We start from the raw sequence: 18,874 nt of genomic DNA, 5'->3' as shown, positions 1-18,874 counted from the left end.
CATGCCTGAATTTGATAAGAAACAGTGGTTTTTATATCCTGTTTATGTATTGGCATTTTTTGTGTTTGTGCTCATTTCAATTCTCTGTTATTTTCATTTAATTATGGGGATAGCTGCTTTTGTCATTTTTTGTATCGTATTCTTTATCGTTATACGATTTGAACTTAATTTTCAAAGGAATTTCGAAAAGCATACGACAGATATGATTACAAGAGTAAAGAAAGTAAGTAATGAAGCATTTAACCAAATGCCGATTGGTATTTTGTTATACAATAAGGATTATGGGATTGATTGGGCAAATCCTTATTTATCTTCATGTCTGGGACAGCATGCATTAGCTGGATGGCACCTTTACGATGTATCAGAAACATTACTTCTTTTCATTAAAGGAGAAACTTCTGATGATATAGTCTCTTTAAATAATCGAAAGTTTCGCGTTTTTGTAAGGAAAGAAGAAAAGTTAATTTATTTCTTTGATGTAACGGAACAAACAGAAATCGAAAAGATGTACGAGGATCAAAGGACTGTTTTAGCTGTCATCTATTTGGATAATTATGATGAAGTTACACAAGGATTAGATGATCAATTACGTACGAATATAACAAGTCTTGTGACATCGCGACTAAATGAATGGGCACTTAAGTATGGGGCGTATTTAAAACGTGCATCTTCAGAAAGATTCTTCGTTGTGCTAAATGAAAGTATTTTGACGCAGATGGAAAAAGGGAAATTTAGCATTTTAGATCAGGTGCGTGAAGAAACATCTAAAAGGAATATACCACTTACATTAAGTGTGGGTGTCGGATCAGGTGATTTACCTTTATCAGAGCTTGGAGCAATGGCTCAATCTGGTTTAGATCTTGCGCTTGGGCGTGGGGGAGACCAAGTAGCTATTAAACAAGCGACAGGTAAAGTTAAGTTCTATGGAGGTAAGACAAATCCGGTTGAAAAACGTACCCGTGTACGCGCTAGGGTCATTTCGCATGCGTTAAAGGATTTAGTATTAGAAAGTAGTAATGTCATTATTATGGGGCATAGGGCTCCCGATATGGACGCAATTGGTGCTGCGATTGGTATTTTAAAAGTGGCTCAATTAAATGAGCGTAAAGGATATATTGTGTTAGATGAAAATGATTCCGATAAAGGAATTAAGCGTTTGATGGACAAAGTGAAACAAAATGAGGAGTTATGGTCTCGTTTTATTACTCCAGAGCAAGCGATGGAATTTGCAAATGATGAGTCGTTACTTGTTGTTGTCGATACGCATAAACCTTCTATGGTGATGGAGCAAAAACTGTTACATAAAATTGAAAATGTAGTAGTTATTGATCATCATCGCCGTGGAGAAGATTTTATTGAAGATCCATTGCTAGTTTATATGGAACCATATGCTTCTTCAACAGCAGAATTGGTTACAGAATTACTTGAGTATCAACCTAAAAATTTAAAGATGACAATGTTAGAAGCGACGGCATTGTTAGCGGGTATTATTGTCGACACGAAAAGTTTCACATTCCGGACAGGGGCTCGTACATTTGATGCTGCTTCTTATTTACGCTCACATGGTGCAGATACTGTACTTGTACAAGAACTTTTAAAGGAAGATATGGATCAGTATTTACGGGTTGCAAAAGCTATAAAAAATGCGTACATTTATAAAAATGGAATTGCGATTGCTAAAGTTGATAGTGATGATTACTACGATCAAGTGCTTATTGCGCAATCGGCAGACACGTTATTAACGATGACAGGGATTATTGCATCATTTGTTGTTGCGAAACGTGGCGAGAATCTCATTGGAATTAGCAGCAGGTCTTTAGGTGAAGTGAATGTGCAGCTAATTATGGAAAACTTAGGCGGTGGCGGGCATTTGACGAATGCAGCCACACAGATGAAAAATGTTACAGTAGATGAAGCTGAGGAGAAGCTTCGATTTGTTATTGATGACTATTTACAGGGAGGCACACAATCATGAAAGTAATTTTTCTAAAAGACGTAAAAGGTAAAGGTAAAAAAGGAGAAGTAAAAAACGTACCAGATGGCTATGCAAATAACTTCTTATTAAAACAAGGATTAGCTGCTGAAGCAACAAATAGCAGTATGAAAACTTTAGAAGCTCAAAAGCGTAAAGAAGAAAAAGATGCAGCAGCAGAGCTTGAAAATGCAAAAGAGTTAAAAGAGACTTTAGAGAAATTAACTGTAGAATTAAAGGCGAAATCTGGAGAAGGTGGCCGTTTATTTGGTTCTATCACAAGCAAACAAATCGTAGATGCAATGCAAAAATCACACAAGATTAAGCTTGATAAACGTAAATTTGAAATGGACGATGCAATCCGCGCGTTAGGTTATACAAACGTTACTGTGAAATTGCATCCACAAGTAACAGCAACAGTAAAAGTTCATGTTAGTGAACAATAAAAATAAATTAAGCAAGGAGGATTGCGTATGAGTGATGTACTTGCTGATCGTACCCCTCCGCATAATATAGAGGCTGAGCAGGCGGTTTTAGGGGCCATATTGATTGATCAAGATGCGTTAACTTCAGCATCAGAGTTATTGGTACCTGATTCGTTCTATCGAACGAAACATCAAAAGATTTTTGAAGTCATGCTTGGGCTATCTGATAAGGGAGAGCCGATCGACTTAGTAATGATGACATCAGCAATGGCTGATCAAGGATTACTAGAAGAAGTTGGTGGGGTTTCTTACTTAGCAGAGTTAGCAGAAGTTGTGCCAACTGCAGCTAACGTAGAATATTACGCACGCATCATCGCTGAAAAGGCGCTTTTACGTCGTTTAATTCGCACGGCGACTCATATTGTATCGGATGGATACGAGAGAGAAGATGATGTGGATGGTCTTTTAAATGAGGCTGAGAAAAAAATATTAGAAGTATCCCATCAAACGAATGCAAAAGCATTCCAAAACATTAAAGATGTTCTTGTAGATGCTTATGACAAAATTGAACTTTTGCATAATCAAAAGGGTGAAGTTACTGGGATACCAACTGGGTTTACTGAATTAGATAAGATGACAGCAGGTTTCCAACGAAATGATTTAATTATCGTGGCAGCACGTCCATCAGTAGGGAAAACGGCATTTTCATTAAATATTGCACAAAACGTAGCGACGAAAACGGATGAAAATGTAGCGATTTTTAGTTTGGAGATGGGTGCTGATCAGCTTGTTATGCGTATGCTTTGTGCAGAAGGGAATATTGATGCACAAAGACTTCGTACTGGTTCATTAACTTCCGATGATTGGGCAAAATTAACAATGGCAATGGGGAGTCTCTCAAATGCTGGTATATATATTGATGATACGCCAGGTATTAAAGTAAATGAGATTCGAGCAAAATGTCGTAGATTAAAGCAAGAACAAGGTCTTGGTATGATTTTGATTGACTATTTGCAGCTTATTCAAGGAAGTGGGAAATCAGGAGAAAACCGTCAGCAGGAAGTATCTGAGATTTCTCGTACCTTAAAAGGGATTGCACGTGAATTGCAAGTGCCTGTTATTGCTTTATCACAGTTATCTCGTGGTGTAGAATCTCGTCAAGATAAACGCCCGATGATGTCTGATATTCGTGAATCTGGAAGTATTGAGCAGGATGCTGATATTGTAGCTTTCCTATATCGTGAAGACTACTATGATCGAGAAACGGAAAACAAAAATACAATTGAAATTATTATTGCAAAACAACGTAACGGTCCAGTAGGTTCAGTGGAACTTGCATTCGTCAAAGAGTTCAATAAGTTCGTTAACTTAGAACGTCGTTTTGAGGATGGACATGCTCCACCGGCATAAAGGCAGTATAAAAAAGAAACACATTTCTTATAATAAGATGTGTTTCTTTTTTTTTATAAGAAAGATAAGGCTTTCATAAGTTAAATATATAATTCTTACGAACGAAAATGTTTTTTTGTGAAAAAATGTTCGCTTTTCGGTTGACTTCTCTTTCGGTTTTGGTACAATTATATTGTTTGAATAGATCGTTTGAAAATTGCGGAGGTGCTTTAATAATGTCTTCAGTAGTAGTTGTAGGAACACAATGGGGCGATGAAGGAAAAGGTAAAATCACTGATTTTCTTTCTGAGCATGCGGAAGTAGTTGCAAGATATCAAGGTGGAAATAACGCGGGACATACAATTGTTTTCGGCGGAGTTAAATATAAATTACACTTAATTCCATCTGGTATTTTCTATAAAGAGAAAATTTGTGTAATCGGAAACGGATTAGTAGTAGATCCAAAAGCATTACTTGAAGAGTTAAAATACTTACACGATCGTGGTGTAAGTACTGATAATTTACGTGTAAGTAACCGTGCACATGTTATTTTACCTTACCACTTAAAGCAAGATGAGTTAGAAGAAGCAAGTAAAGGTGATAACAAAATCGGTACAACGAAAAAAGGTATCGGTCCTGCATATATGGATAAAGCTGCTCGTATTGGTATTCGTATGGCTGATCTTTTAGACCGTGAAGCATTTAAAGAGAAGCTTGAGCGCAATTTAGTAGAAAAAAATCGTTTATTTGAAAAAATGTACGATACAGAAGGTTTCACTGTAGAAGAAATTTTCGAAGAGTACTTCGAGTACGGGCAACAAATCGCGCAATATGTATGTGATACATCTGTTGTATTAAATGATGCATTAGATAATAATCACCGTGTATTATTTGAAGGTGCGCAAGGTGTTATGCTTGATATTGACCACGGTACGTACCCGTTCGTTACATCTTCTAACCCAATTGCTGGTGGTGTAACAGTTGGAACTGGAGTTGGTCCTGCGAAAGTTACTCGCGTTGTAGGTGTATGTAAAGCATATACAAGCCGCGTTGGTGATGGTCCATTCCCTACTGAGCTTCATGATGAAATTGGTCATCAAATTCGTGAAGTTGGTCGCGAGTATGGAACGACAACTGGTCGTCCACGCCGCGTAGGTTGGTTCGATAGCGTTGTTGTAAGACATGCACGTCGTGTTAGTGGTTTAACGGATCTATCATTAAATTCTATCGACGTTTTAACAGGTATTCCAACTCTTAAAATTTGTGTTGCTTACAAATACAATGGTGCAGTTATTGATGAAGTTCCAGCTAACTTAAACATTTTAGCAAAATGTGAGCCTGTATATGAAGAGCTTCCAGGTTGGGAAGAAGATATTACTGGTGTAAAATCATTAGATGAACTTCCTGAAAATGCACGAAAATACGTAGAACGTGTTTCTGAGTTAACAGGAATTCAAATATCTATGTTCTCAGTTGGACCAGATCGTAACCAAACAAATATTGTTCGTAACGTATACGAAGCTTAATTAATAGTATTTAGAAAAAACTCATGTCCGCATGAGTTTTTTCTTATTCTTTTATAAAAAAACAAAAAAAGTATTGCAATAAATACAGAATACATGTTATGATACATCTTGTCGTCACGAAAATATGACGTTGGTGAGTATGAGCCATTAGCTCAGTTGGTAGAGCATCTGACTTTTAATCAGAGGGTCGAAGGTTCGAGTCCTTCATGGCTCACCATTTTATTTTTCGTGGCCCGTTGGTCAAGTGGTTAAGACACCGCCCTTTCACGGCGGTAACACGGGTTCGAATCCCGTACGGGTCATGTTTTTTTTTGCTTATTTTTGGTCCCGTGGTGTAGTGGTTAACATGCCTGCCTGTCACGCAGGAGATCGCCGGTTCGACCCCGGTCGGGACCGCCACTTTTGTTTATACCACCATTAGTGGTTTTATATATAGTTTTGGCTCGGTAGCTCAGTCGGTAGAGCAGAGGACTGAAAATCCTCGTGTCGGCGGTTCGATTCCGTCCCGAGCCACTCTCAGGATATTAAGTGGGCCCACTTAATATCCTTTTTATTTATGTAATTTTACAAAACTGAGTAGTTATTTTAAAATAGAACGAGGAGCCTCTAGCAGTTGAAGCTAGAGGTTTTTCTATAGATCGTATAAGATGCCGTGTAAAAGTGGATCATACATGAGTCTATGAGAATAGAGGAGAAAATACTTAAACAAAGGATGCGATCATATAGGACATACTATGTAAACATCAATATGTTTAGGGATTATTGACCATATTTTTATAAGGAGGAAATAGACGATGATGGGAAAGAAAATTTTAGTAGTTGATGATGAAAAGCCGATTGCAGATATTTTGAAGTTTAACTTAGAAAAAGAAGGTTTTGAAATAGTAATGGCACATGATGGTGATGAAGCAATTGAAAAGGCTAATGAAGAGCAACCAGATATGGTTTTATTAGATATTATGCTACCAGGTAAAGACGGCTTAGAGGTTTGCCGTGAAATACGTAAAAGCTCAGAAATGCCGATTATTATGCTTACAGCAAAGGACTCTGAGATTGATAAAGTATTAGGGCTTGAGCTTGGGGCAGATGATTATGTAACGAAGCCATTTAGTACAAGGGAATTACTTGCTCGTGTGAAGGCGAATTTACGCCGCCATCAACAAGGTGGTGCTGCGGAAAAAGAAGAAAATACAGAAATGGTTATTGGACCAATTGTGATTAATCCAAATGCATATAGTGTAACGAAGCGCGAGGAAAATATCGAGCTTACACATCGTGAATTTGAGTTGCTACATTATTTAGCGAAACATTTAGGACAAGTTATGACACGCGAACATTTATTACAAACAGTTTGGGGTTATGACTATTTTGGAGATGTGCGCACAGTAGACGTTACAGTACGTCGTTTGCGTGAAAAAATTGAAGATAATCCAAGCCATCCTACTTTAATTGTAACTAGACGTGGAGTAGGGTATTACTTGCGTGACCCAGAGCAGGAATAGTATATGAAGAAAGTTGGTTTTTTTCAATCTATTCATTTAAAATTTGTGCTTATATATATGCTATTAATATTAATAGCGATGCAAGTTATTGGAGTATATTTCGTAAGGGAATTAGAGAAGAGCTTAGTACAAGGTTTTAGGGATTCTTTAACGCAGCAAACAAACTTATTATCATATAATTTGAAGCAAGAGTTTAAAAAAAGTTATACAAAAGCAGAAACAGAGTCAACAGATGAAACGATTAAAACGTCAATTCGAAAATTTGCCTCTGATCAGAAGAAAGTTATACAAGAGGTAAGTGTATTTGATTCGCACAGAAAGTTACTGGCTATTTCAGATGAATCAAAGCAGAATAAGGTGAATCGAACATCAACTGATATAGCTGTTCAGCGAGTGTTAGTACAAAAAAAGCCAGAAGTGAAAATTGAGAAGGATGGTAGTACAGGTCATCGTGTTCAAGTTATGCTTACTCCGATTCTAGATGATAACGGTAAGGATGCGCTTGGTGTTATTTACATTGTGGCATCTATGGAAGATGTATATAAACAAATGAAGGATATAAATCAAATTTTTGCTACGGGAACAGTAATTGCTTTATTAGTAACGGCCGTACTTGGGATTTTATTGGCTCAAACAATTACAAGACCAATTTCAGATATGCGGAGACAAGCAATTGAAATGGCAAAAGGAAATTATTCCAGAAAAGTAAAAGTGCATAGCCATGATGAAATTGGACAACTGGCATTATCCTTCAATAATTTATCGAAAAAATTACAACAAGCTCGTTCTTCTACAGAAAGTGAAAGGCGTAAATTATCATCTGTTTTATCACATATGACAGATGGAGTAATTGCTACTGATCGAAAAGGGGATATTATTTTACTAAATGACCCTGCGGAAAAGATGTTAAATGTTTCTCGTGAAACAGCGCTCGATCAATCTGTTTTAGAGGTATTAGGGATACAGGAAGAATTTACGCTCGATCATTTATATGAAGAGCCAGATTCTGTTTTATTAGATTTTAGTACGAGAAACGAACCATATATTTTACGTGCTAGTTTCTCTGTTATTCAAAAAGAAACAGGGAAGGCAAACGGCTTAATTGCTGTACTATATGATGTAACAGAGCAGGAACGTATAGAACGGGAACGCCGTGAGTTTGTGGCAAATGTCTCTCATGAATTAAGGACGCCATTAACGACGATGCGCAGTTATTTAGAGGCACTTACAGATGGAGCATGGCAGGATCCAAATATTGCACCACAATTTTTAACGGTTACACAAGAAGAAACAGAAAGAATGATTAGACTTGTAAATGCTTTGTTACAGCTATCTAAACTGGATAGTACAGAGCATCGTTTAATGAAAGAATGGGTCGACTTTACTGATTTCTTTAATAATATTATTGATCGCTTTGAAATGTCTAAAGAGCAAAATGTAAGTTTCAAACGATCTTTCTCTAAGAAATCTAGATTTATTGATATGGATACTGACAAAATTACTCAAGTGCTGTATAACATTATTTCTAACGCATTAAAGTATTCACCAGAAGGTGGAACAGTAACATATCGTTTACGTGATCGCGGTGATTTATTAGAAATTAGTGTAAGTGACCAAGGAATGGGTATTCCAAAAGAAAACGTTGATAAAATCTTTGAACGTTTTTATCGCGTAGATAAAGCTCGTTCAAGACAAATGGGTGGTACGGGACTTGGATTAGCAATTGCAAAAGAAATGATTGAGGCACATGGTGGCTCTATTTGGGCGAAGAGTGAAGAAGGAAAAGGGACAACTATTTATTTCACGTTACCAATGGCAGCAGATGAAGAGGACGATTGGGAATGAGTATGGAAAACTTTAAAACAATAGTTTTAATTAACCTAGTTGTAATTAGCCTATTTCTTACTTTTAATCTATGGACGTATGTGCCAGATTCTACATCCATGCAAAACGCGAAATTTGTACAGGGGAATGAAGGAATGAACCAAACTAAAATTTCCGATGTTGTCCGTCCTACTTCTATCATCGTGCATAAAGATAAAAATCATTATGGGAGCAGAAGAGAGGCAGATATAGAATCAATCTATAAGCCTCTAGAAGTAGGGGAACTACATGGTTTTAGAGAGATATCAATCACTAAGGGGGATTTCCTTTCATATGTGCATGGTGAAGGGAAAGTTGAACTTGTTTTCCCTACCGATATCCCATTTGATGCAGTTAAATCCATGTTCAACATGAAAGAGAAAAGTACAGATAAGCCTAAACATTTTAATCGTATTCTCCTTGATCCTTCTAGAAGTAAGGATCAAGAAATTAAAATTAACTTTGTTTCTGATGGTGATAACTTTAAAATATACGAGGCAAAATTAAGTGGCTTGTATTTAAAAGATATTGTAAATGCCCAAAATCAATTTATAGTATCAGCAAAACCTTATTTTGATTATCAACTTAATGATATGAAAAAATTATTTTTACCAGATGGAACGACAGAGTTAAGCAATATAACATATATTTCATCTAATTTAGCAGTTGATACGTTTAAGAATACTCTGTTTAGTGATCCTCGTTATTTAAGTCCGATTACCGAGATGTCGAAAGAAACATTTACAGATGGTATTAGATCCATGGAAATTGAAAACGATCGTCACATGCTAAAGTATAAAAACTCTTCTGTTTTAACTGAGAAAACGATAGATAATTTAATGCTTTTACAAAAAAGCTTTGAATTTGTAAGTGGTCACAGTGGGAGTTTGGATTCATATCGTTTGGACTATATGAATAAAGGAGAGACAGTATTTCGCTTAAATGAAGATGGATATCCAGTATTCAATGCAGATGGATTAGCGGAATTAAGACAAGTATGGGGATCAGAAGAAGTAATGGAATATGAAAGACCGTTGCTGTCTTTAAATACTAAAGGTATAGAACAGAAGGTTACTCTTCCGTCAGGGCATGTTGTAATAGCATCCCTAGAAAATAACCCAGAGATAAAGAAACAATTAATTAAGGATATTGGCATTGGATACAAGTTATCACTAGATGGGCAAGTGGTTCGACTACAACCAATTTGGTATGTAAAGCTTGTTGAAGATGAAACAGGTAAACAGAAAATCTATGAGTGGAGTGAGGGAGGACTAAATGGATTGGGATCGGATTAAAACCATATTTATTGTGACCTTTTTTGTTTTGGACCTCTTTCTCATTTTCCAATTCATTCAAAAGCAAGATAGTAATCAATTGGAGCTTATTGCAGAAACAAAGATAGATCAAGAATTAAAAGCAAATAAAATTACGATGGGAAATATCCCTAAAGAACCGAAAAAAGAGTCATTTATTAGAGCGGAAAATAAAGCCTTTAAAGAAGAAGATATACAGTCTTTGAAAAATCAAACGGTGCATATACAAAATATGTACAAGATAGAAAGTAAGCTAAAAGAGCCTTTTTTAAATACGAAATCATTATCAAAAGATAAGTATAATGAATTTTTGAAGAACTATGTATTGGATGGACAAAAGTATGAATTTGGAGCGGTGAAAGACTCTAAAATTTATTTCTTCCAAAAATATAAAGATAAGCCTATTTTCTATAATAATCAGGCGATGATTGTTGTGGAATTAAATGAAAAAAATGAACTTGTTTCATATACGCAGACAATGCTAACTGATTTAAAAGAAATGGGCGAAGGTGAAAAAACGAAAGAGCAAGAAATTATTACGGCTCAAACAGCTTTAGAAAATTTGTATTTAAAAAATAAAATTCATGGAAATACGCATGTTAAAGAAGCGCAAATTGGTTATGCCACTCTTACCGCATCTACTTCTAATAACCAAGTACTTGCTCCAACGTGGAATTTAAAAACGGAGCAGAAGCAGGACTTCTTTGTGAATGCAATTGAAGGACAAGTTATGGAATTAGGAGAAAAGGAAAATCAAGTGGTTGATGAACATACTGGAGTGAGAAAGAATGGGGTTGCATTTTAGCGTACTTGCAAGTGGAAGTACAGGAAATATGCTATACGTAGGAACCGATGAAAAAAAATTACTAGTCGACGCAGGTTTAAGTGGTAAAGCAACAGAGGCTTTATTTAAACAAGCAGAACTAAATATAAATGATGTATCAGGTATTCTTGTAACGCATGAGCATAGTGATCATATTAAAGGATTAGGTGTATTGGCACGTAAATATGATTTACCTGTTTATGCGAATGAGAAAACATGGAATGCAATGGAACATTTAATAGGAAATATCCCAACTGAACAAAAGTTTATTTTCTCAGTTGGTGATGTGAAAACATTTGGTGATATTGAAGTCGAGTCATTTGGAGTTTCTCATGATGCGGCAGAACCGATGTTTTATGCTTTCCATAACAATAATAGGAAATTAGCGCTTATTACAGATACGGGATACGTAAGTGACCGTATGAAGGGCGTTATTAAGGGAGCTAATGCTTTTGTATTTGAAAGTAATCATGATGTAGAAATGCTTCGTATGGGACGTTATCCATGGAGCATTAAACGACGTATTTTAAGTGACGTTGGGCATGTTTGTAATGAGGATGCTGCATTAGCGATGGCAGATGTAATTACAGATGAGACAAAGCATATTTATTTAGCCCATTTAAGCTTAGATAATAACATGAAAGAACTAGCGCGTATGTCAGTATCACAAGTACTAGAGGAAAAAGGATTTGGAGTGGGTGAATCCTTTGAAATTCACGATACAGATCCAAAAATGCCTACAAAAATTCAATACGTATAATTCTTCATTTTAGTAAACAATAAAGGTGAATATAGTTGTTTTCAGGAAGATAGGTGAACAAATATGTCCTTTATTGATGAAGAAAGTTATCGTATGAAACGTGCAGGAAAAAAGAAGCACAAAGGTATAGTTCTTTCGAGTATAGCGGGAACAATTGTAGGAGCTTCTTTATTTGCGTTTGGAGCGCCTTTATTTTCGAATTCTGCTGATACGCTTCCGCAAGCTGAAGCAAGCGGAAGTAATATGGCTGAAGCTCAAGGGATTAAACAGATTAGCTTTGTAGATGCTGTTGATCGTGCATCTGAAGCTGTTGTGGGTGTTATTAACATTCAACGAGATAATTTTTCAGAGGCAGATTCAGAGGCCGGTACAGGATCAGGAGTAATTTATAAAAAGACAGATGGTCAAGCTTATATTGTAACGAATAATCATGTTGTAGCTGGAGCGAATCGTATTGAAGTAAGTCTAAGTGATGGTAAGAAGGTTCCTGGAAAAGTATTAGGAACCGATGTAGTCACAGATTTAGCTGTATTAGAAATAGATGCAAAGCATGTGAAAAAAATAATTGAAATTGGCGATTCTAATACTGTTCGCAGAGGAGAACCAGTTATTGCGATTGGAAACCCACTTGGACTGCAATTTTCTGGAACAGTTACACAAGGTATTATTTCAGCTAATGAACGTATTGTCCCTGTAGATTTAGATCAAGATGGACATTATGATTGGCAAGTAGAAGTGTTACAAACAGATGCAGCGATTAATCCGGGGAATAGTGGTGGTGCGCTTGTAAATGCAGCAGGACAATTAATTGGTATTAATTCAATGAAAATTGCTGCAAAAGAAGTAGAAGGAATCGGCCTTGCTATTCCGGTGACTAGAGCTGTTCCGATTATGAATGAACTTGAGAAGTATGGAAAAGTAAGAAGACCGTATGTTGGGATTGAACTTAGGTCATTAAATGAAATCCCAAACTATTATTGGTCAAAAACATTACATTTACCAGGTACTGTAACAGAGGGCGTTTGTATTTTGGATGTGAAAAGTCCTTCGCCAGGTGCGGATGCTGGTTTAAGAGAACATGATGTTATTGTGGCAGTAGATGGAAAACCGATTCGCGATATTATTGGATTCCGTACGGCCTTATATGATAAGGAAATTAATGATAAAATGACTCTTACGTTTTATCGTGGTACAAAAAGAGTAACAACAACAGTGAAATTAGGCATTCAAAAGTATTAAAAACAGGAGGGCCTACCTCCTGTTTTCTATTGTAGAAAAGTGAGGTGTAGAAAATGAATTTACCTTGTTGTTTAGAACATGTTGAATTAGCGTTAGATATTATTGTGGATGAGTGTGAAGTTGCACCAGTTATCAACAATGTGGATAACTCGGGAAAAGAGAAAAAAACATGTGAATTTTGTCAAAATGAGGCGACATATGTTGTATCGAACACAGATTCCCACACAATATGTGGGTAGTATTTGTGGATATGTGGATAAGTTTTGTGGATAACATGTTTGTAAGGTGGAGGATACGTGTGAATATCTCGATTATTTCAATTGGGAAATTAAAAGAAAAATATTTGAAACAAGGTATAGCAGAATACTTAAAACGATTATCTGCATACGCAAAAGTAGAAGTAATTGAATTACCTGATGAAAAGGCGCCAGAAAATTTAAGTGAAGCAGAAATGTTAATTGTAAAGGAAAAAGAAGGTATACGTATACTCGATAAAATTTCTGATGACACGCATGTGATTGCATTAGCTATAGAAGGAAAGCAAAAGTCATCAGAAGAATTTGCGGTAAGTCTAGATCGCCTTGCTACATACGGAAAGAGTAAAGTCGCATTTGTAATTGGTGGATCACTTGGACTAAGCTCAGAAGTGATGAAGCGTTCAAATGAATCACTTTCTTTTTCAAAGATGACATTACCACACCAATTAATGCGATTAGTGTTGCTTGAGCAAGTGTATAGAGCGTTTCGGATTAATCGTGGAGAACCGTATCATAAATAGAGGCGGTTTTTTTAGGTAAATATAATTTAAGAAGATACTAATTGTATATAACATTAGTATCTTTTTGATTTGATAATATTTGTGATTATATGGAAAAGAGAAATATATTTACGAAAGAACTAATGTTCTTTAAAATATATATTATTAATCGTCTAAGGGTGATATAATAACTTTTTTGTATTTCATAAAGGAGTAGGTTATGAAAAAAACAATGAGATTTATTGATTTATTCGCTGGAATGGGTGGAATAAGAATAGGATTTGAAAATGCATGCAATGAATATGGTATTGAATCAAAATGCATATTAACATCGGAAATTAAAGATATAGCAATTAAAGCACTAACTAATAATTTCAAACATGAAAATTTAGTTGGCGATATAAAGAATGTAGAAACTAAGGATATACCTGACTTCGATGTGTTATTAGCGGGATTTCCATGTCAGCCATTTTCATCAGCTGGAAATAGACAAGGATTTTCCGATACAAGGGGAACTCTTTTCTTTGAAATAGAAAGGATATTGGCAGATAAAAGACCATATGCTTTTATATTAGAAAATGTTGAAGGCCTCGTAACCCATGAAATAGAAAATAAGAATGATAAATATGGGCGAACTTTAAAAATAATACTAAGTAAATTGGAACAACTAAATTACAATGTAAGTTGGAAATTGTTAGATTCTAAAGATTTTGGTGTGCCACAATCAAGAAAACGGGTATATATAATTGGAACGCTCGATTCTAAAATAGATTTAGATAAATTTAACAAAAAGGAAGCAAAACTAATAGATATATTAGAAACAGGTTTACCAGTCAAGGATAGTCATTTTACAAGATGTCTATTAAATCATTACAGTCCTGAAGAATTATACGGAAAGGCAATCAAAGATAAAAGAGGTGGGGAAAATAATATTCACAGTTGGGATATTGGTTTAAAAGGGGAAATTTCAGAAGAGCAAAGGGAACTGTTAGAGAAATTATTTAAAGAAAGACGAAGAAAAAAATGGTCGGCAGAAATTGGGATATCTTGGATGGATGGAATTCCACTAACCAAGGATCAAATTAGCACCTTTTTCGAATCTGATAATTTAAAAGAAATATTGGATGATTTGGTTGAAAAAGGATATCTAAAATTAGAACATCCTAAAGATAAACGTTTAATTGAATCACCAGATGGAACTAAAAGAATAAAAAGGGTGCCTATAGAGAGTAAAGAAAAAGGATATAATATAGTAGCTGGGAAATTAAGTTTTGAATTCACTAAAATTTTAGACCCAAACGATATTGCGCCAACTTTAGTAGCAACAGATGCAAATAAACTTGGAGTAGTAGACGGAAGTGGGATAAGACAGTTATCCATTAGAGAAGGATTAAGATTATGTGGATATCCAGACACTTACAATTTAAGTTTCTTTAATAACGAAAAAGGGATGGATGCAGTATATGATTTACTAGGAAATACTGTTGTAATACCTGTTATAGAAGAGATAGCTAAAAAAGTTATTGATACATGGTCAAATAAAAGGCATATTTAAAATGCAATCCCTTCGATGTATACTAAAACTAGTTATTTATATACATTGGAGGGATTTTATGTTACAACCAAAAAAATATTCATTTGAAGAATATAAGAAAAGAATGACAATGTTTTATGTTGATGCTGCTTTTGAGGAAGAATTTAATAAATTAATAGATAAAAAGGTAGAGGACTTATATAAGAGTATATCGGGAATTAATACTAAAGAAGGACTAATGTTATATATATCTACTTATGAGGATTCATTAATGGATATACTCTCATTAATAGGGTTATCCAGTGAAAAATTCAAACGAATAGTAACTATGATTAGAATTTGGGATAAGGCGGAAGTAAAAACTGAATGGGATTTAAGGAAAATAAGGAGGGAAATAATTCAGAATAAGGAATTTGCTGAGAAAATATGTTTATTGTTATTAGATGGAAAGAATAATGAAACATATAAGCGATATATTCCGAGGAATTATTTGGATTATTTAACCTTAGATCAAAATGTAATGAAACAAATTGAAGATAAAGATAGATTAAAAAGATTAATAAAGGCAAGGCAAGATGGAAAGTATAATAATGATGTAGGGGATAGGGTAGAGTTTACCATAATGAAAAAGCTCGAAGAAATTAAAGAAAAATACGGTGTAGGATATGAAAGAGAACAGGTAGTAAATTGGATTGAAAGAAATATGGATTTTGTGATACCAAATAAAGAAGATCCTTACGTAATAATTGAATCCAGCTATCAAATTACAACAGGGAGCGGAATGACAACAAAAAGCAGGGATGAAGTTGTGACATCCCAAACAATTAGAATGCATAATATCAAAAACAATAAGAATATTGCTTTTGTAAATCTTCTAGATGGTGCGGGTTGGATTGGAAGACAGTCTGATATGATTAAAATTCATAATTGTTCAGACTACGTGATAGGGCTTCAAACCTTAGATATGCTTGAGAGCATAGTGGTGAAGCATGTACCGGATTCCTATTTTACAAAGCAGCAAAAACCCACTCTTGAATAATTAATTTTTTCTATCTAGAAGAGCAAAGGGTATTTTGTTAAAGTTCATGGAATTTGGGTAGGATAGGTATCTTACAGTTAAAGACATAGTAGTAACACAGGTAACTCTTTATTAATTCTAATTCAATTATGACAGTAACTTAAAACTAATAAAAAATAAATATTTGTCCTAGCCTTAATTAGAGGCTAGGATTTTTCATATTTAGAATTAGGGGGTTTTTGTAGCCTAATAAATTCTAAATTCCATGCAGTAACTAAAGCAGAAGGGATTGGTCGGGGGGAATACCAAGTATTATCAAGATGAATTAGATGTATTTCCGATAGTTGTTTATGAAAGTTTATCTAAACCATATGTGTTTTAAGTGATAATCTTCACCGATAAAAATTTGAATGATTGGATGTTGATCGTTCCTATTCATCCATCTACAAAAGGGTGGTTGTATACAATTTAAGCCATTGCTTTGGAAAAAATAAAGATGAAGCGTATCTTAAATAGGGGCAGTTTATTATAATTAATTTAGTATGAAATTACGTTGTAGAAGGGAAGAGAATGTATGGATAACTTTAAAAAATCATTAGACGAATGTATAATAGCTTTTACTCATTTGAGTGAGGAGTGGGAAAGGTTAGAAAGAGAGTATTCGGATCAGCTATCAGAGAAATATCCATTCAATAAGGATTTTAGCGAACTTATTATTGATATGGCGGAATGGAGAGAATCGCTGAATAAATAATTAAATATTATAAAAAGGTAAAAAGCTAGTTTGAACTGGATTTTACCTTTTTAAGGAATTATGATATTAAATTCATTTTGCAAATAATCAAGTATGTGGTTACATTTTGTTAATTGTGGGGCAGTTGTAATCTGAATAATTGATTTAAGAGGATGGAAAGGCTTAAAGCATTATAGATGTTTTAAGCCTTTTTAGATTGCTCCGTCATAGGGGTGATAGGTCGACAGGCAATCAAGAATTTATCAGTGGCTTCTTGAATTGTTCCTCCGATTAGTTCCAACTTCATTGTTTTAGGCGTAATAAAGAAATTTTAAAGTATATATCATAACTATGAATGATCTTCATTAGCCCTAATCTCTAACTGAGATTAGGGCTTTTTCTATTTATAAGGAGGAGATAAAAATGGACTTGGAGTTAGAAGGTTTTTGTAATATGTTGAGGTCTAAATTTAGTGTAATAGCTAGAGAAGAGGAAGTTGGATGGGAGAACATAGAGCATTATCGAGATGAATTAGATATGGATATGTTTCCAACAGCTGTTTATGAAAGTTTACCAGATCCATGTTTGTTTCAAGTAATAATTTTCATGGATAAAAACTTGAATGAGTGGATGTCAATTGTTCCTATTCATCCATCTACAAAAGAACGATTATATATAATTTGGTTGAAAAATTCAGAAGTTGTTGATTGGGAAAAATAAATATGTATATTGTAGTAGATGAAAAGGATATGTAAAAACGGAAGATTGAAAAGTTAGTTTAATTAGCTCCTGATTAAAAAATCAGGAGCTAATTTTATTTAGAAAATAAATTTTACAGAAAACAGGTAAGTGGACATATATTGTCTACCTGTTTTCAATATAATTTTTAAACAAGTGAACAAGAGAAGGAATGGGGGATATGGTAGGAATATTCAATGAAAAGACATTTCGGGTACTTTCATTATACGAACGAATACATAAGGGAGAGGTAATCAATAAAAATAATGAAGCAATAAGGTTTAATGTAGATTGTAGGACTATTCAAAGGGATATTGCTGAAATAAAGCATTATTTAGAGCAACCGAACCTTTCTATGTCCCTTCAATATAGTCGAAGAGAGAATGGCTATATATTGTATAAACAAAGTCCATATTGGTTTTCTTATGGTGAATTGTTAGGAATTTGTAAGGTATTAGTTAGTAGTCGAGCATTTTCAAAAAAACAAATGATAACTATATTAGATAAATTGATGAAGATGGTAGATGAAGGAAATAGAAGTTTGATACGGGAACAGTTGAAAAATGAGCTTTTTCACTATCCTTCGTTGGAACTTAAAGATGTTCAATTAGAGTTGATTTCGAAAATCAGTTGGGCAATATATAAGAGACAAGGGATAGCTATAAAATATAAATCACACTTAGGAGGTAAAAAGAGCGCAATCCATTTATATCCGATAGGAATCGTCTTTTTTAATCAGTATTTCTATTTATTTTCAATATCTAAAGGAAATGTAATGGAGTACATAACGATTCATCGTTTAGATAAGATAATTTTTTTGAAGATAAAGGATAATCTAAATGTTTCCTTTGGTCGTAATCGAATTGAAGTTGGGGAATTAATGAAAGGTTTCCCAACAGAACCATTGGGGGAATATATAAATGTACGTCTGCGTTTTTTAAATGTTAACTTTCATGAGGTAATGAAAGAGTTCCCAAATGCTAAAGTGATGAGTAAAAGTAAAGTAGATACAATTATAGAAGTAAAAGGATTTTCAAATGGAATCAAACAGTGGGTGCTAAAATCATTGCCTATGGTAGAAATTTTAGAGCCTAAAATCTTGAGGGAAGAAGTAATAATTATTTTGAAAAAAAGCTTCAAAATATATAGTTAAATTCGTATAAATTTATATCTTATATAAATTTAATTGTAATAATTGGATAATATGTATAAATCGGTATTCAGAAATAATAGAATGTAAATGTTTGTAAAATGGTATTTAGTTCAAGTGATTAAGGGGATA

17 protein-coding genes and 4 tRNA genes are annotated in these 18,874 nt (G+C 34.5%); all 21 read left to right on the top strand.

The window, feature by feature from the left end:
• Position 1 precedes the first annotated feature (1 nt).
• The 21 genes from ES895_RS26365 (at position 2) to ES895_RS26265 (ending at position 18,745) form a co-directional block, all read left to right on the top strand.
• A complete protein-coding gene (locus ES895_RS26365) occupies positions 2-1,975 on the top strand; it encodes a DHH family phosphoesterase (RefSeq protein WP_001113788.1) in 1,974 nt (657 codons plus the stop codon).
• Complete coding sequence (rplI, locus tag ES895_RS26360) at positions 1,972-2,418, top strand: 50S ribosomal protein L9 (RefSeq protein WP_000864228.1); 447 nt, start codon at positions 1,972-1,974, stop codon at positions 2,416-2,418. The genes ES895_RS26365 and rplI overlap by 4 nt, the downstream gene beginning before the upstream one ends.
• 27 nt (positions 2,419-2,445) lie before the next feature.
• Positions 2,446-3,807, top strand: coding sequence for a replicative DNA helicase (gene dnaB / locus ES895_RS26355; RefSeq protein ID WP_001286148.1), 1,362 nt, complete (start codon positions 2,446-2,448; stop codon positions 3,805-3,807).
• Positions 3,808-4,022: 215 nt separating this feature from the next.
• The gene (locus ES895_RS26350; RefSeq protein WP_135238766.1) at positions 4,023-5,312 is read left to right on the top strand and encodes an adenylosuccinate synthase; all 1,290 of its coding nucleotides are present in this window, start codon (positions 4,023-4,025) and stop codon (positions 5,310-5,312) included.
• A gap of 141 nt (positions 5,313-5,453) precedes the next feature.
• A tRNA-Lys gene (locus tag ES895_RS26345) sits at positions 5,454-5,529 on the top strand.
• A 13-nt stretch (positions 5,530-5,542) separates the two neighbouring features.
• Positions 5,543-5,614 (top strand) — tRNA-Glu (locus ES895_RS26340).
• 21 nt (positions 5,615-5,635) lie between these two features.
• Positions 5,636-5,711: transfer RNA gene (locus ES895_RS26335), tRNA-Asp, on the top strand.
• A 41-nt stretch (positions 5,712-5,752) separates the two neighbouring features.
• Positions 5,753-5,825 (top strand) — tRNA-Phe (locus tag ES895_RS26330).
• Between the two features lie 281 nt (positions 5,826-6,106).
• The gene (walR, locus tag ES895_RS26325; protein WP_000971865.1) at positions 6,107-6,814 is read left to right on the top strand and encodes a cell wall metabolism DNA-binding response regulator WalR; all 708 of its coding nucleotides are present in this window, start codon (positions 6,107-6,109) and stop codon (positions 6,812-6,814) included.
• 3 nt (positions 6,815-6,817) lie between these two features.
• Entirely contained in the window at positions 6,818-8,659 is a 1,842-nt protein-coding gene (gene walK / locus ES895_RS26320; protein ID WP_000755367.1) for a cell wall metabolism sensor histidine kinase WalK, read from the top strand.
• On the top strand, positions 8,656-9,972 hold the full coding sequence (locus tag ES895_RS26315; protein ID WP_016111063.1) for a YycH family regulatory protein: 1,317 nt from the start codon (positions 8,656-8,658) through the stop codon (positions 9,970-9,972). The genes walK and ES895_RS26315 overlap by 4 nt, the downstream gene beginning before the upstream one ends.
• On the top strand, positions 9,953-10,795 hold the full coding sequence (locus tag ES895_RS26310) for a two-component system regulatory protein YycI (RefSeq protein WP_000383740.1): 843 nt from the start codon (positions 9,953-9,955) through the stop codon (positions 10,793-10,795). Before ES895_RS26315 ends, ES895_RS26310 begins: the two co-directional genes overlap by 20 nt.
• On the top strand, positions 10,779-11,573 hold the full coding sequence (locus ES895_RS26305) for an MBL fold metallo-hydrolase (protein WP_000522837.1): 795 nt from the start codon (positions 10,779-10,781) through the stop codon (positions 11,571-11,573). Before ES895_RS26310 ends, ES895_RS26305 begins: the two co-directional genes overlap by 17 nt.
• Positions 11,574-11,636: 63 nt before the next feature.
• Positions 11,637-12,812 carry a S1C family serine protease gene (locus ES895_RS26300; RefSeq protein WP_000008042.1) on the top strand — a complete coding sequence of 392 codons (1,176 nt, stop codon included), beginning with the start codon at positions 11,637-11,639 and terminating at the stop codon, positions 12,810-12,812.
• Between the two features lie 53 nt (positions 12,813-12,865).
• Positions 12,866-13,051, top strand: a complete 186-nt coding sequence (locus ES895_RS26295) for a CxxH/CxxC protein (protein ID WP_001052831.1) — start codon at positions 12,866-12,868, stop codon at positions 13,049-13,051.
• Positions 13,052-13,110: 59 nt separating this feature from the next.
• On the top strand, positions 13,111-13,590 hold the full coding sequence (gene rlmH, locus ES895_RS26290) for a 23S rRNA (pseudouridine(1915)-N(3))-methyltransferase RlmH (protein WP_001027003.1): 480 nt from the start codon (positions 13,111-13,113) through the stop codon (positions 13,588-13,590).
• 199 nt (positions 13,591-13,789) lie between these two features.
• Positions 13,790-15,124: a DNA (cytosine-5-)-methyltransferase gene (dcm, locus tag ES895_RS26285; protein ID WP_135238765.1), complete on the top strand. Its 1,335-nt coding sequence runs from the start codon at positions 13,790-13,792 to the stop codon at positions 15,122-15,124.
• A gap of 58 nt (positions 15,125-15,182) precedes the next feature.
• Positions 15,183-16,142 (top strand): DpnII family type II restriction endonuclease, encoded by a 960-nt coding sequence (locus ES895_RS26280; RefSeq protein ID WP_167754536.1) that lies wholly within the window; start codon positions 15,183-15,185, stop codon positions 16,140-16,142.
• A gap of 553 nt (positions 16,143-16,695) precedes the next feature.
• Positions 16,696-16,875 (top strand): hypothetical protein, encoded by a 180-nt coding sequence (locus ES895_RS26275; protein ID WP_098212002.1) that lies wholly within the window; start codon positions 16,696-16,698, stop codon positions 16,873-16,875.
• A 402-nt stretch (positions 16,876-17,277) separates the two neighbouring features.
• Positions 17,278-17,574 carry a hypothetical protein gene (locus ES895_RS26270; RefSeq protein ID WP_135238763.1) on the top strand — a complete coding sequence of 99 codons (297 nt, stop codon included), beginning with the start codon at positions 17,278-17,280 and terminating at the stop codon, positions 17,572-17,574.
• Positions 17,575-17,764: 190 nt separating this feature from the next.
• Positions 17,765-18,745, top strand: coding sequence for a helix-turn-helix transcriptional regulator (locus tag ES895_RS26265; RefSeq protein ID WP_135238762.1), 981 nt, complete (start codon positions 17,765-17,767; stop codon positions 18,743-18,745).
• Positions 18,746-18,874: the final 129 nt, after the last annotated feature.

The organism is Bacillus sp. 007/AIA-02/001 (genome assembly GCF_004634455.1).
Lineage (GTDB): Bacteria > Bacillota > Bacilli > Bacillales > Bacillaceae_G > Bacillus_A > Bacillus_A cereus.
The sequence above is the reverse complement of the archived record's forward strand: the minus strand, read 5'-3'. Positions and strand labels throughout refer to the sequence as shown.